The sequence below is a fragment of the Erwinia sp. AnSW2-5 genome, from assembly GCF_045107195.1.
GTDB lineage: Bacteria > Pseudomonadota > Gammaproteobacteria > Enterobacterales > Enterobacteriaceae > Erwinia.
Window position 1 is genome coordinate 85,243 of the sequence record NZ_JBJGXA010000018.1, and the last position, 13,452, is coordinate 98,694.

13 protein-coding genes are annotated in these 13,452 nt (G+C 56.2%); 1 reads left to right on the top strand and 12 read right to left on the bottom strand.

The window, feature by feature from the left end; translation table 11 throughout:
* Positions 1-5 precede the first annotated feature (5 nt).
* The 6 genes from ACFL9S_RS14655 to ACFL9S_RS14680 form a co-directional block, all read right to left on the bottom strand.
* A complete protein-coding gene (locus ACFL9S_RS14655; RefSeq protein ID WP_405262627.1) occupies positions 6-1,670 on the bottom strand; it encodes a dipeptide ABC transporter ATP-binding protein in 1,665 nt (554 codons plus the stop codon).
* On the bottom strand, positions 1,660-3,201 hold the full coding sequence (locus tag ACFL9S_RS14660; protein WP_405262628.1) for a Sapep family Mn(2+)-dependent dipeptidase: 1,542 nt from the start codon (positions 3,199-3,201) through the stop codon (positions 1,660-1,662). The genes ACFL9S_RS14655 and ACFL9S_RS14660 overlap by 11 nt, the downstream gene beginning before the upstream one ends.
* 25 nt (positions 3,202-3,226) lie before the next feature.
* Positions 3,227-4,114 (bottom strand): oligopeptide ABC transporter permease, encoded by an 888-nt coding sequence (gene opp4C, locus ACFL9S_RS14665; protein ID WP_405262629.1) that lies wholly within the window; start codon positions 4,112-4,114, stop codon positions 3,227-3,229.
* Positions 4,111-5,076, bottom strand: a complete 966-nt coding sequence (locus ACFL9S_RS14670) for an ABC transporter permease (RefSeq protein WP_405262630.1) — start codon at positions 5,074-5,076, stop codon at positions 4,111-4,113. Before ACFL9S_RS14670 ends, opp4C begins: the two co-directional genes overlap by 4 nt.
* 70 nt (positions 5,077-5,146) lie before the next feature.
* Entirely contained in the window at positions 5,147-6,742 is a 1,596-nt protein-coding gene (locus ACFL9S_RS14675) for an ABC transporter substrate-binding protein (protein ID WP_405262631.1), read from the bottom strand.
* A 214-nt stretch (positions 6,743-6,956) separates the two neighbouring features.
* Complete coding sequence (locus ACFL9S_RS14680) at positions 6,957-7,202, bottom strand: YmjA family protein (RefSeq protein ID WP_405262632.1); 246 nt, start codon at positions 7,200-7,202, stop codon at positions 6,957-6,959.
* A gap of 206 nt (positions 7,203-7,408) precedes the next feature.
* Here ACFL9S_RS14680 and ACFL9S_RS14685 point away from each other — a divergent pair, with 206 nt between their 5' ends.
* Positions 7,409-8,107, top strand: a complete 699-nt coding sequence (locus ACFL9S_RS14685; RefSeq protein ID WP_405262633.1) for an RluA family pseudouridine synthase — start codon at positions 7,409-7,411, stop codon at positions 8,105-8,107.
* Position 8,108: 1 nt separating this feature from the next.
* Here the strand turns inward: ACFL9S_RS14685 and ACFL9S_RS14690 are convergent, their stop codons facing one another.
* The 6 genes from ACFL9S_RS14690 to ACFL9S_RS14715 all read right to left on the bottom strand — a co-directional run bounded on the left by ACFL9S_RS14690 (position 8,109) and on the right by ACFL9S_RS14715 (position 13,449).
* Positions 8,109-8,645, bottom strand: a complete 537-nt coding sequence (locus ACFL9S_RS14690; RefSeq protein WP_405262634.1) for a DUF2058 domain-containing protein — start codon at positions 8,643-8,645, stop codon at positions 8,109-8,111.
* A gap of 90 nt (positions 8,646-8,735) precedes the next feature.
* On the bottom strand, positions 8,736-9,494 hold the full coding sequence (locus ACFL9S_RS14695) for a hypothetical protein (RefSeq protein WP_405262635.1): 759 nt from the start codon (positions 9,492-9,494) through the stop codon (positions 8,736-8,738).
* A 131-nt stretch (positions 9,495-9,625) separates the two neighbouring features.
* On the bottom strand, positions 9,626-10,648 hold the full coding sequence (locus tag ACFL9S_RS14700) for an alpha/beta hydrolase (protein ID WP_405262728.1): 1,023 nt from the start codon (positions 10,646-10,648) through the stop codon (positions 9,626-9,628).
* 56 nt (positions 10,649-10,704) lie between these two features.
* Positions 10,705-11,460, bottom strand: coding sequence for a carboxymuconolactone decarboxylase family protein (locus ACFL9S_RS14705; protein WP_405262636.1), 756 nt, complete (start codon positions 11,458-11,460; stop codon positions 10,705-10,707).
* Entirely contained in the window at positions 11,438-11,917 is a 480-nt protein-coding gene (locus ACFL9S_RS14710; RefSeq protein WP_405262637.1) for a cupin domain-containing protein, read from the bottom strand. The genes ACFL9S_RS14705 and ACFL9S_RS14710 overlap by 23 nt, the downstream gene beginning before the upstream one ends.
* A 68-nt stretch (positions 11,918-11,985) precedes the next feature.
* The gene (locus ACFL9S_RS14715) at positions 11,986-13,449 is read right to left on the bottom strand and encodes a heavy metal sensor histidine kinase (protein ID WP_405262638.1); all 1,464 of its coding nucleotides are present in this window, start codon (positions 13,447-13,449) and stop codon (positions 11,986-11,988) included.
* Between the last annotated feature and the right edge of the window lie 3 nt (positions 13,450-13,452).

Genomic DNA, 13,452 nt, shown 5'->3' on the forward strand with positions numbered 1-13,452 from the left:
CGCAGTCAGCCCACCAATTCGTATGCATTCGCAAACAGCCACGGCGCCCGCAGCCGACGCTTATTTTCCTGATGCTGCGGATCGGCGAAGGGAATGCTGTCGATCAGCGATCGCGTATAGTCGCTTGCAGGCCGTGAAAACAGTTCGCTTACCCGCCCCTGCTCCACCACAGAGCCGTTCCTCAAGACCAGCGCCGACTGGCACAGGCTGCGCACCACCGCCAGGTCGTGGCTGATAAACAGGCAGGCAAACTGATACTCCTTTTGCAGATTGCGCAGCAGCGTGAGGATGCTTTCCTGGATAGAGACATCGAGCGCCGAGGTGGGTTCATCGGCAATCAGCAGCTGCGGGTTCAGCGCCAGCGCACGCGCAATCGCAATGCGCTGGCACTGTCCGCCTGAAATCTCATACGGGTATTTCTGGTGCCATTCGGCAGGAAGCCCGACTTCCGTGATTAATGACTTCACCCGGTTGAGGATCGCCACCTCCTTTAATGTGCTGTGCGTGCGTAAGGGTTCAGCAATCGACTGGCCGAGCGTCATACGTGGATTGAGCGAGCTTAGCGGGTTCTGGAAAATAGCACCCACCTGCGATTTAATCGCTTTGCTGCGCGTGCGGCTGGGGGCATAAATCGCCTCTCCTGCCAGCGTCAGGGTGCCCCGATCCGGTTTAATCATGCCCAGCAGGCTGCGCCCCAGTGTGGTTTTCCCCGAACCGGATTCCCCCAGCAGGCCGAGAAACTCGCCTTTACCGATGTTAAAAGAGACGCCGCCCACAATGTTATGACGCTGGCCAAAGCCTGCCGGATAACTGATGTGTACATTGTTCACCTGCACCAGTGCGTCAAACGTTTCCTCAGCGGCCATCTGTTGTGATACGGATGACGGGATAGCCGCCAGCAGCTGGCGGGTATAGGCACTTTCGGGGGTACGGAACAGGGTTTTTGTTACGCTGTTTTCCTCAATTTTTCCCTGCCGCATCACAATCACCCGCTGCGCAATATCGGCGACCACGCCCATATCATGGGTGATCAGCAGCAGCGCCATGCCGGACTGCTGGTTGAGGCTGAACAGCAGATCGAGGATTTCCTGCTGCGTGGTGACGTCCAGCGCGGTGGTTGGCTCATCGGCAATCAGCATCTTTGGTCGCCCGGCCAGCGCCATCGCGATCATGATGCGCTGGATCTGGCCGCCCGAGAATTGGTGAGGGTAGTTTTTCAGGCGTTTATCCGCCTGCGCAATGCCCACCTGCGTCAGCAACGTCATGGCGCGTGCCTTCCGCTGCACAGCATTGAGTGAGGGATCGCACAGGGCAATAGACTCGTTCAGCTGGGTGCCGACGGAGAAAACCGGGTCGAGTGATGACGTCGGGTCCTGAAATATCATGGCGATCTCCCGCCCTCTGAGGGCGGAGAGTTCAGTGCGATTGAGCGTCAGCAGGTCGATGCCCTGAAACAGGATCTTGCCGGAAACGAGGGCATTCGCCGGTAATAATCCCGGGATCGCCTGCGCAATCGCCGATTTTCCGGCACCCGATTCACCGATGACGGCCAGTATTTCCCCGGCAGCAACGCTCAGGCTCACCTGGTCCACCGCCGTCACGTCTGCGCCCTGCCCCGGATAGCGCACGGACAGCCCCTCGATGCTGAGTAAAGGCGCGTTATCCGTCATTGTCGATAAGCCCCTGCGCCAGCCAGCTGTCTAAACGCGGAATGGCGATGGCATACACTTTAAACGCGCGCTTCAGGTTTTCAATCGAGACAAACTCGTCAGGACCGTGCGGGGAACCGTGTCCGTCAGGAATAAAGTCAGGCCGTTGGTTGACGTTTTCCCCGTTGAACAACGCCGACGCACCCCGGCCAAATCCCGGACCAAAGGTGATGGCGTTCGGCAACACGCGCGCATGGGTGCCACCGCCCATGGTGTAAGGTTCGGTTCTGGCATCCGCGATGGCGTCATAGGTTTGCTGCAAGCGCTGTACCAGCAGGCTCTCTTTATCCACGTGCATTGGCAGGTCGTCGCGCAGGATGGTTAAGCTGCCGTTCAGCGGCGCAATAGCCTGCTTCAGCGTCGCCAGCAAGGCGTCTTTATCCGTCAAGATCGGATAGCGGATATCCAGATAGATCGCCACGCCGTGCGCATTGGGGATCGCTAAGCCGCCGTTCAGCGTCAGCTTACCGGTCTGCTCATCTTCAAAGGCGATGCCCGCGCCGTTGCCCCAGGGATCGGCCAGCAGTTGCGCAATCAGCGTGGCCGCGTTCAGGTCAGCATCAGTCAGCAGCCCGGCGTCCACGGCGGCATTGAGCAGTAGCGGGATGGCATTTTGCGTGTTTTCAGGAAACGCAGCGTGCCCGGATTTGCCATGCGCCACCAGCAGCGCATCGCTGCCTTCAGGCGTGACCGACAGCGTTTTGCGCAGCCCGTCCGGTAAGCGGGCAAGTGCGGTTTCAAGGGTGGCAGCGTCCGTGGCATTCAAGCGCAATGTCGCGCTGGCCGGAACGGCATTTTCCGCCACCCCCGCCGACAGCCGGGATAACACCGGGCCGGTCGGGATCTGTAAAATCAGGTTCAGGCCGCCTTTTTGCGCGTAGTTGACGGGGAATGCGCCATCGGTGATCACCGAAAAGCGCGGAACCGGCCCGTTTTTGGCGAAATATTTCATGTCGCCCATGCCAATTTCCTCTGCGCCCCCGTAAATCACACGCAGCTTATGGTGCAGGGAGACGCCGAGATCGCGGAAGGCGCGCAGCAGGTAGAGATCCAGCAGCGCCGGACCTTTGTTATCCGACGATCCACGGCCAATCACAAAGCCCTGTTTATAGAAGGGTTCGAACGGCGCAAAGCGCCAGTTATCTCCCGGCGGCACAACATCAAGATGTGAAATCAGCCCCAGTTCCTGGGTATCGCTACGGTTATCGGCCAGCACAGACAGCGCGTGCCCCTGATGCTGTTCCGTGGCAAAGCCCAGCTTCTCCGCCTGCGCTTTCACGTGCTGGAAAATTTTCTCCACTTCGTTGCCATAAGGCTTGCCGTCCTGCGCTAATGCCTCATCGGCAATGCTCGGATAAGCCACCCATTGCAGCAGATCCTGAATAAATTCTTCACGGTGTTGCTCAAACCACTGTTCAATTTTTTCCGAAAAAACCCTCTCCTCTGCGGAGAGATTGCCAGTGAAGCCTTTTTCCTGAAGGGACGGACTCATGTGCTTTTCCTTTTTTGAGAGAGTTTCAGCGAGTGAGGTGGATATCTTTCACCGGCACCGCAGGCCGTGGGTTTAACACCCGGGCAAGCCCTTCGCCGATAAAGTTAATCGCCAGTACCATCAACACGATGGTTAAACCGGGCGGGATCCACAGCCACCATTCGTAGTCAATAACCCGAATACTCTGCGCCGCCGAGAGCATATTGCCCCATGACGGCTGCGGCTGTTTCACGCCCAGCCCGATAAAGCTCAGCGCGGCTTCGGCAAGAATGGCGTTTGCCACCGCGAGGGTGAGATTCACCACGATCGGCGCGTAAGCATTCCTCAGCAAATGCCGCCAGACGATGGTGAAGCTGCTCACGCCCATGGATTTTGCGGCCTGTACGTAGCCGCTTTCGCGTAGGGAAAGCAGCTCCGCACGCACCAGTCGGGCGATGCCCGGCCAGTGAAGCACGCCGATGATCAGAATCACGTTCCAGACGCTGGCACCCAGCAGGGCCGCGAGAGTAATCGCCATCGCGTAGAAGGGGAAACACATAATAATGTCGGTGATACGCATAATGATCATATCGGTCGCACCGCTTTTATAGCCCGCAATGCTGCCCAGTACGATGCCGAGCACCGCCTGAAAAAACACCGCCGCCAGCGCCACCATAATCGATACGCGGCCGCCGTAGAGCAGCCGGGAGAAGACATCGCGGCCAATCTCATCGGTGCCCAGCCAGTGTTCGCTGCCGGGTGGTGCCTCGATATTATAGAGGTCCATATCATCGGGGCTGTAAGGCGTCAGCCAGGGGGCGAACAGGGAAAAGGCGGCCAGCAAGGTCAGTAAAAGCAGGCCACTGACAAAATAGCTGTCTTTCAGCAGAGGAGGTAACCGCGTGCGCGGCCGCTGAGCGGTGTCCGGCATCATCGGGTCAGCCTTACGCGCGGATCGGCGAGAGCATAGAGAATATCCGCCAGGATATTGATGGCTAAGGTGATAACGGCCAGGAACAGCACAATGCCCATCAGCAGGGGAAAATCGCGTGACTGAATAGCATCAAAACTCAGACGTCCAATGCCCGGCCAGTTAAAGATAATCTCGGTCAGCAGCGTGGCCGAAAGCAGCGCCGGGATCTCCATCCCCACCACGGTAATCAGCGGTTTGGCGGCATTTTTCAGCAGATGCGGATAGATGACGCCCGAGCGCTTCATTCCTCTGGCGAACAGCGCTTTGATAAAGTTCTGGTTAATTAACTCGCTGATACTGGAACGCAGATAACGGCTAAAAATAGCGATATTGCCCAACGCCAGGGTGATAGCAGGCAGAACAAGGTGCTTCGCCACGTCAACGAGATGGTCAACGCCGGTCAGGTGACTGCCGAGCGTAGACACGCCCGAGACGGGAAACCAGCGCAGGTTCATGGCAAAGACTTTCACCAGTAAAATAGCGATGAAAAACACCGGAATGGACAGGATGACAAACGACAACAGCGAAACCGTGATATCCGCTGTGGAACCACGACGCAGGCCGAGATAAATCCCCAGCGGCAGCGCCACGATTAAGGTGATTAACAGCGAACTGCCCGCCAGCAGCAGCGTATTCAAGATGCGCTCACCGATCAGCGTTAATACCGGCGCGCCACTGTGGAGTGAATAACCGAAGTCCCCCACTAACGCGCGCGAGGCCCAGCGCAGGTATTGCAGCCATATCGGGTCGAGGTAGCCAGCCTGGCGCAGCATGTCCTGTTTCTGCTCGGGCGTTGTCTCGGGCGAGATCATGCCGACCAGCGGATCGCCAGGCTGTAATTGAATTAAGAAGAAGACCAGCAGTGAGATGCCGAGCAGCACCGGAATGGCGATCAATAATCGGTGAACAATAACCCTGAACATAAAAAATCCCGTACTGAAGTGAACGGGTTTTACAGAAATATGCCCTGTAAAACCCTGTACTGCGCCGGCGTTACTGTTTTACGCTCCAGCCAGCGACATCGGCGAAAGGTTCATAAGGGTAAGAGTGGTAGTTTGTCACCCGCTTACTCAGGGCGTAGCCGATGTTGGGGATATAAAGCCAGACGTGCGGCACCTCTTCATTTATTCCCGTTAACCAGCCACCGATGCGGGTCTTGAGGACGGCAGGGTCAATGCTGGCATTAAACTGACTGGCGAAAGCATCCAGCTGCGGCGTAGCGAAGCGCTCCCACCAGAAGTTGTTATCATATTCGCCCGGCCGGAAGGTGCCGCCCATCAATACGCCATCGTAGACCTGCGCTTTATCTTGCAAAATCGAGAGCGTGGCGTTGAAGTCGGCGACGTTAAGCACCACCTTGATGCCAATTTTTTTCAGGTTTTGCTGAATAATTGGCGCGGTTAATTCACGGGTGCGGTTACCGGTTGGGTAATTGATGGTCAGGGTGAAATCTTTGCCGTCTTTATCCACCACGCCATCACCGTTAGTGTCTGCCCAGCCCGCCTCTTTTAATAACGCCTTCGCCTTTTCCGGGTTATAGGCATAACGGTTTAACGTCTGAGGATAGTAAGGGCTGTGCGGATTATCTTTGGTGTTAAATATCTGACCGTGGCCGTAAAGTAATTTATCGACAATTGCCTGGCGGTCAATGCCATAGACCAGCGCTTGTCTGACACGACGATCCGACAGATTTTTATTGCGCGTATCCAGTGATAAATACTGAGCGCCCACGCCCGGCTGCTCGACAATTTGAATGCCGGCATTTTTATAGGTCTGTAAATCGCGGCTATTCCAGGAGGAGAGTTCAGCAATATCCACGTCGCCATTGATCAGCTCATTTTGTACCGTCTGCGCGTTAGAGACTTTAAATATCAGCGTGTTGGTTTTCGGTTTTCCGCCGTAGTAGTCGTCATTGCGCTCCAGCTTGACGTACTGATCGGGCAGGAACTCAACAAACTTGTACGGGCCGGTACCGACCGGGTTGCGCAGCAGATCGGTGGCTTTGTTCCACTCGGAAACCGGGACTTTACTCCAGATATGTTTGGCCAGCACCGGGCGGTCGGCAAAGTGCGAGAAGGCCGCCGCATAAGGCGCTACAAAGGTGAAACTAATGGTTTGCGGGTCGATCACTTTGATACCCGCCAGGCGGTCCGTTTTACCCGCGTGGTAATCGTCGTAACCTTCCAGGTGCTTCACAAAGCCGGGGGTATCTTTCGGGAAGCCTGCATCGGCTTCGGTGGCGTAGGTGAAATAGACATCTTCAGCGGTAAACGCGGTGCCATCGTGCCATTTCACGCCGGGTTTTAAATGAAGCGTCAGGGTTTTCCCGTCACGGGAGTATTCATATTTTTCGGCGAGAGAGGGTTTTGGATTTTGCTGTTGATCGAGGGTAAACAGGCGACCAAACAGAGTGAAAATAACCGCGCGATCGTAGTCCGTGAAATACAGTGTCGGATGGAAATTACCGCTGGGATTGCTCCATATTGCGTAGCGAATAATATTATCACTGCTGTTATTCTCTGCCGCTGCAATGTTAAATGCCGTCAGCGTCATTGCGGTAAATACAATGGCTTTTGATAGTCCGTTCATTCCCACCCCAGATAACGTTGCAATCATTCACTCCGAATTTTCAATTTCAGAGGTAAATTAATGATAAGCCCATTGTTATTGCGCTATTTTTAACAACGTTACTGTTTGATACAAACACAAGCAAATAGAATGATTGGTAATGGTTATCTGATTATGTCGCAAGTGAGGCGAGGTTTTACTGTGGTGCGCCATCCGTGGCACGCCGGAGCAAGGGCTACTCATTGCCCCATTGGTTCAGGAATGTGGCTATCTCATCGATACGCTGCGCGTCGATGCCCGCTTCAACCGCCATCTCCTGCTGCCCTTCCTCGCTGATTTCTTCGTTGTTCATTAAACGGGTGAGCAGCAGCTGGAAATAGAGTGCCACGGAATCACGTTCTGCCTCACTGAGCGGTTTTGCAGATTCCGTCGAATATTCATCAGCGATATCATAAAATTTAAGGGGGATGGTGTTATTCATTCGTTCGTTATCCTCAGGGATTAATAGCCTTACATCTTGCTGTTTTCAGCGTCTCAACCCGATAATATCATTCCTTAAAGGGCTTTTGACCAGCCACCCGCGATAAACGGGTACTTTGCTGTATTTATAACCTGACAAGCCGCTAACGTCGCCAGTTGGCTGATAATTGGTTATTATCCGCTGCCATTCACCTCCCGGGCTGCCTGATGTCTGTGATTTTCGATACCTTTATTGCCCCGCCGTGCCATGACAAGATAGCGATCCTTTATCAGGATGAGCATCTGGTGTTGATCAATAAGCCCGCCGGACTGCTCAGTCTTTCAGGGAAAAATCCGCTTAATCTCGATTCCGTGCATCACCGGCTGGTACAGATTTTTCCCGGTTGCACCCTGATCCATCGGCTTGATTTCGGCACGTCCGGGTTGATGGTGATTGCACGCAATAAGGCGATCAATGCCGCCCTCTGCCATCAGTTCAGTCAGCGCACGGTGACCAAGGTTTACAGCGCGCTGCTGTGCGGGCATCTGGATAACAACGAAGGGGTAATTGATGCGGCAATTGCTAAAGATCCGGCGCTGTTCCCGCTGATGTCGATTTGCCCCATTAATGGTAAGCCCGCCCGCTCCCGCTATCGGGTGGTTGAGCGCATGGTTCAGGAGCAGGAAGACGGGACGTTACTGCCATTGACGCGGGTACAGCTCACCCCGGAGACCGGGCGCACCCATCAGCTACGCATTCACTGCCAGCAGCTGGGCCACCCGATTCTGGGCTGCGATCTGTATGGTGGTTTGCTGTTACCAGGGACAGAACTGACGCCGCGTATGATGCTGCACGCCAGTGAGTTGCATTTTGTTCATCCGATCAGCGAAGCGTTAATCAAAGCCTGCAATGCCTCGCCGTTCTGATTTACCACATCAGATCATCAGGCACTTTGAAGTCGGCATACGGATCGTCTTCGTTCTGCTCTTCCGCGCTCAGTGCGCTATTTAACACAATGCTGTTCGCATCGCGCTGCGCAATCTTATCGGCGACCACCGCAGGGATAATGGCGTATTCGTTCTCGCCGTTGCTCCCCAGCAAACGCGCAATGGCAAGACGACCGCTGATAAGCTGAGCTTGTGTGGCCTTATCGACGGCGATTTTTTTGATCAGGTTGTTATCGGTGAAATTAAAATCAATATTGCCTTTGCCAATATCGATTTTGTTCATCTCAATCAGCTGCTTGACCTGCGCTTTATATTCTTTTGATAGCGCTGCCTGCTTCTGCTGTTCGCTGAGCAGCTTATCGCGCTCAATCTGCGCTTTTTTATTCTCTTCTACTGCTTCTCTGGCCTCACGGGCCTGAGCCTTTGATTTTTTGACCGTTCTCTGAACTTTGGCCATTTTTTTGCTGCTGACTAATCCCGCTTTCAACATCTGCTCTTGTAAGGTGAGTTTTGTCATGTTCGCTTCTGAATCCGTTGAATAATGCGGGGGATTATACCTTTAATTTTTAGGGCTGTACCAGGTTGTACCCACAGGCTGTTTTCCCGGCTACTGCGCACGCTCCGCAAACGGTACTTTCACTTCACGGCTGACGGAGGTGGTTATCTCTGATTTATCGGTAAACGACGGCCAGTCGGAGGATTGGGTAATGAACTCCCAGGCATAATACGCCTTCCCCTCGTCCGTTATTTTCAACTGCAACACACGCCAGCTCTCATCGTGGCAATGCGACTTGCGAGCATAATCCTGCTCGGAGAAACAGGCGCGGATCATTTCACGGGAGGAAAACAGAATGTCTTTGAAGGCGGCCTGGTAACTCCCGTCATCATTGATTTGCATAAAGTCAGCATAGTTTTCTTCACGCCCGCCGCCCGAATATCCCGTTGACCATTGGGATACCAGGGCGACCGCCTGCTGGTTTTTACCCAGGGGATATAACGCGGGATAGAGCGTAACACCGCTGGCAGACAGCTCGTCATCACTCTGGTTTGGCTCGCTATGACTGTGATGATACTGGCTAAAGTCCCAGGTTCCTTTCACGGTCCAGGTGCTGCCCACTTTCTCAATCTTCATCAATTCCGGGGATGAATTGATCAGATAGAAGGCGTTCGCATCGGCCTTACTTTTCCATAAGGTGGTTTCTTTCGCTGCATCACAGCGATTTTTAAGTGCCGCACACAGACTGCGGTACTGATCGCTGCCGCTTTTCACGGCCGTTAAGGGCAGCGGTTTGATGGCAGGTGGCGCCTCAACTGCCAGGACGGATGCCGATGCAACGGCCAGAAACGGAACCAAAACCCTAATCATAGTGCTCTCAAATAATGATGGCGTATCAAGGGATTATGGCGAATACGCCGGGCGATGCAAAGCAGTAAAACAGAGGGGTTTTGTGAGTCTGGGGTAATCTGTACGGGTCGATCGGAAAAGATGATCGACCCCTACAGCAGATTTTTCTCTTTCAGGAAAGCCTCCACCAGCCCGGCAATCTGCACATTGTTCAGGTCGGAGAATGGAAAATGGGTATTGCCCTTGATCCCGATCTCCGGCAGATGAACCACCCGGACATCACCGCCCTGCCGGTTCACCACATCGCGCCACTGCCGCGCCATCGCCAGCCGCACGCGCCAACTGTCCTGTGCGGGCATGGCAACGGGTTTCGCGGGGATGTTATCGCCATAGATAATCAGGATAGGGATTTTGGTTAACGCGGTAAATTGCGTCAGCGGCACCGCTTCACCTTTCAGGGTATCGAACGCGCTGGGCATTGGTGCTGGCAGCGCATTTTCCGGGAAAACAAAACCGCTGCCGGGTTCAAAGGCCACGATGGCCTTCACCTTGTGATTTTTCATGGCGGTATACCAGCCCGGGCCGCCGCCCTGGGAATGGGTGAACAGGATCGCCGGGCCGCTTTTATCAACCACGGCGGAGAGCGCATCGGAAATCACCTGGCTGTCGTAAGGCCCGGTATTTGGCGTCATCTGGCGGAAATATTGATTCAGCGCCTCTTTGTCGTGAGAGAACTGCACACCCGAAAAATAGTTCGGCCAGACGCCAACGCGGAACTGATTAAACCACAGCTGCTCATCGGCTTTCGGCGTCACCGTTCCCTCTACGCTGCTGCGCCCTGCTGCCCCCCGGCGCGGTTGATCCACCAGATACGTCGCGAAACCACGGCGCAGGAAGAGAGTCTGGAACCCTTCGCGGCCATCCGGCGTGCTCTGCCAGGTACGGGAAGACTGTCCGGCACCGTGCAGCATCACTATCGGGTAGCGGTGCGGGTGTTGCGGGATCTGATAAAACACCGAGGCGTGATCGCCGTGGTACGTCTGCCCGCCAGGCTCCAGCGGTTGGGTGGCGTCGAATGTCCCCGGCGCGGTCGCGACCGTCCCGCCCGCAGAGAAACTGCCCTGCGCCTGAATCGTCAGCGGCTCTGCATAAGCGGCAAATGCGCCCGCCAGCATGCAGAACCCCAGCGTTGTTGATCGTATTGTCAAAATTAATCCCTCCCGGTGATCAATCAGCGACTGGCGGCAGCCAGTGCCGTTTCCGCTCGTATCGCGGCATCCGTTTCGCCATGCTCACGCAGAACCTGCACCAGCTGGCGCAGTTGCCCGGCCGTCAGCCCCACGCGCAGGCTGGCGCGCATATGGGACAGCAGCTGCGCTTCCACACCGGGCGTGGCGGCCAGTGCGCCGACGGTAGCCAGCTCACGGCTTTGCCAGTCCAGATTGTCGCGGGCAAAAATATCGCCGAACAGATGAGTTTGCAGGAACTGATTAATCACCGGCGCAAAATCGAACAGCGGACCCTGCACCGCTGCGCCCGAAATCCGGGTCTGGTTGGCGGTGCCCACGCGGCGCAGTTCCTCCCCGACCGGAATCGGGCCGGCAGGCTCGCTGCCCTCCGCATCGCGGATACCACGCGCTTTACGCGCCTCCACCACCTTCATCAGTTCCGTCAGGGCATTCAGGCTGCGCGGAAATCCGCTGTAGGCATAAAGCTGCACCAGGATCTCTTTGGATTCATTGATGGTCAGCCCGGCATCCAGCCCCTGGTTCAGGGCGGCATTCAGTTGGGGCATCTTGCTGCTGGCCATCAATGCGCCGATTAAGGGAATGGCCTGCTGACGCGCAGATAACGTAGCGGATGCGCTTTGTTGTTGATCCATCGTGGAACCTGTTCCTGTAGCAGGTACAGCGCCCGACGTCAGGCTGATGCTGAGCAGCAGGAGTGCTGCGGCACGGCGTGTTCTACTGCGCGTGATAATGTTCATCGCTCACCTTCTCCATCCATGTAACGCTTTTGTCTTCGACCACACCGGTGATCGCCAGATGCGTCATGGCACTGCCCGGCGCGGCGCCATGCCAGTGTTTTACGCCCGGCGGGCATAAGACGACATCACCTGCGCGGATCGTTTGCACCGGTTGACCTTCCTGCTGCGTCAGGCCGATGCCGGAGGTGACAACCAGCCGCTGCCCCGCCGGGTGAGTATGCCAGGCCGAGCGTGCGCCCGGTTCGAAGGTGACGTACGCACCGGACACGTTGATATCTTTATCCGCGCGAAATAGCGGGTCCACGCGCACGCGTCCGGTGAAGTTTTCTTCCGGTCCGGCCAGCGCGGTCTGGCTCCCGCCGGGTGCGATATGTACGGCCGGGCTTTGCGCCTGTACCAGGGAAGAGCAGGCGATCAGCGGCAGTAACAGCCCGAAGCACCTCATTGCTTTCATCATGCGTTGCGTCCTTATCATCAGTTGAGTGGATGCTGCGTGGCGATGAGTGTAACGAGGTGCCGATGTCGTCAGGCTGACGGCTGCCTGACAATATTGTCAGCCGGGCCAGATAATGAGCTTTCAGAATGCAGCGCGGCATTTCGTGGGGAGGCGACATATGGGGTTAAGGCGAACGTCAGCCCAAAGGTATTCACGCCCTCTTCACTGCGCGCAAACACCTCTCCCCGGTGCATAATCGCCACGGCACGCACGATAGACAGCCCGAGGCCGTGATGGGTATCGCTGCGGGTGCGCGATGAGTCCACGCGATAGAAGCGTTCAAACAGACGGTGAAGATGCGGGGACGCAATCGGGTCGCCAGGATTGGAGACAGCCACCGAAGCCTGCTGATCCCGTTCGTTCAGCCTGACCGTAATGGTACTGTGCGGCGCTGAGTGCCTGGCGCTGTTCTCCAGCAGATTTGCCAGCGAGCGGTGGAACAGGCGTCGGTCAATATGAGCAATCGCGTCCCCCTCCACATTCAGTGAAAGCTGTTTGGCAGCAAACGATGGCTCCACGTACTCTGCCGTTTTTAGCGTCTCTTCGCGCAGGGAAATGCGGGTTAACTGGGCGGCATGTTCCCCGGCGTGGGCGTGCGACAGGAACAGCATATCGTTGACGATTGAGGTCATGCGCTCCAGCTCTTCCAGATTGGAACCCAGCAACTCTTCCAGCTCCTCATGCGAGCGTCGGCGCGCCAGGCCAAGCTGCGTTTGCCCGGTGAGATTGGTCAGCGGCGTGCGCAGTTCGTGCGCCACATCGGCGTTAAAACTCTCCAGCTGCCGCCAGGCAATCTCCTGGCGTTCAAGCACACCGTTGAAGGATGATGCCAGCTGCTGCAACTCCTGCGGCAGTGCCGCGCTATCCAGACGCTGGCCGTGATCCCCCGGAGCCAGCCGCTGTGCCTGATCGCTGAGTGCGCCCAGCGGACGCAGGCCAATGCGCGAGACGGCATAACCCAGCAGAGCAACAATCAGCACGCCCAGCGCCGTGATAATCAACAGCGTGCGCGTGAAGGCATCCAGCGTGCCCATATAGGGCGTGGAGTCGATGGCGACGATATAGCGCAACGCCGGGCGATCTCCGTTGGCGGGCAGGGTTTTCACCAGCAGAAACAGCGAACAGGCCCCTTCTGTCACGCCCGGCAGCTTGTTAAACCCTTCGGCAAGTGAAGACCCGTTCACGCCCGCAGGCGGAGGGCCGCCCACGCTAAACCCCGGGCGATCGCTGACGATCCAGTAACGCACCCGCTCCCCTTCCGAACTTGCCAGCACGGTGAACTTGTTCGCCAGCGTTGACCAGCCTTCTGCCGAGGTGCGGGCAGTGATCCACGGACTCATCAGGGATTCACGAAAAAGCAGTTCGTTATGCATCTGCTTTTGCAGCGACTGATGCAGCGAACTGCGCAGCAGAATGCCGATGGTCGATACAATCAGTAAGGCTGCCAATGCAAACATCAGCGCCAGATGCAGAGAGATGGAACGTCTGAACATCGC

Bases quoted from the DNA above. Each gene is read 5' to 3' on its own strand.
- ACFL9S_RS14660 (WP_405262628.1), bottom strand. From the start codon at position 3,201: ATGAGTCCGTCCCTTCAGGAAAAAGGCTTCACTGGCAATCTCTCCGCA.
- ACFL9S_RS14695 (WP_405262635.1), bottom strand. From the start codon at position 9,494: ATGATTAGGGTTTTGGTTCCGTTTCTGGCCGTTGCATCGGCATCCGTC.
- ACFL9S_RS14715 (WP_405262638.1), bottom strand. From the start codon at position 13,449: ATGTTCAGACGTTCCATCTCTCTGCATCTGGCGCTGATGTTTGCATTG.
- ACFL9S_RS14710 (WP_405262637.1), bottom strand. From the start codon at position 11,917: ATGATGAAAGCAATGAGGTGCTTCGGGCTGTTACTGCCGCTGATCGCC.
- ACFL9S_RS14680 (WP_405262632.1), bottom strand. From the start codon at position 7,202: ATGAATAACACCATCCCCCTTAAATTTTATGATATCGCTGATGAATAT.
- ACFL9S_RS14685 (WP_405262633.1), top strand. From the start codon at position 7,409: ATGTCTGTGATTTTCGATACCTTTATTGCCCCGCCGTGCCATGACAAG.
- ACFL9S_RS14700 (WP_405262728.1), bottom strand. From the start codon at position 10,648: ATGCTGGCGGGCGCATTTGCCGCTTATGCAGAGCCGCTGACGATTCAG.
- ACFL9S_RS14675 (WP_405262631.1), bottom strand. From the start codon at position 6,742: ATGAACGGACTATCAAAAGCCATTGTATTTACCGCAATGACGCTGACG.
- opp4C (WP_405262629.1), bottom strand. From the start codon at position 4,114: ATGATGCCGGACACCGCTCAGCGGCCGCGCACGCGGTTACCTCCTCTG.
- ACFL9S_RS14670 (WP_405262630.1), bottom strand. From the start codon at position 5,076: ATGTTCAGGGTTATTGTTCACCGATTATTGATCGCCATTCCGGTGCTG.
- ACFL9S_RS14655 (WP_405262627.1), bottom strand. From the start codon at position 1,670: ATGACGGATAACGCGCCTTTACTCAGCATCGAGGGGCTGTCCGTGCGC.
- ACFL9S_RS14690 (WP_405262634.1), bottom strand. From the start codon at position 8,645: ATGACAAAACTCACCTTACAAGAGCAGATGTTGAAAGCGGGATTAGTC.
- ACFL9S_RS14705 (WP_405262636.1), bottom strand. From the start codon at position 11,460: ATGAACATTATCACGCGCAGTAGAACACGCCGTGCCGCAGCACTCCTG.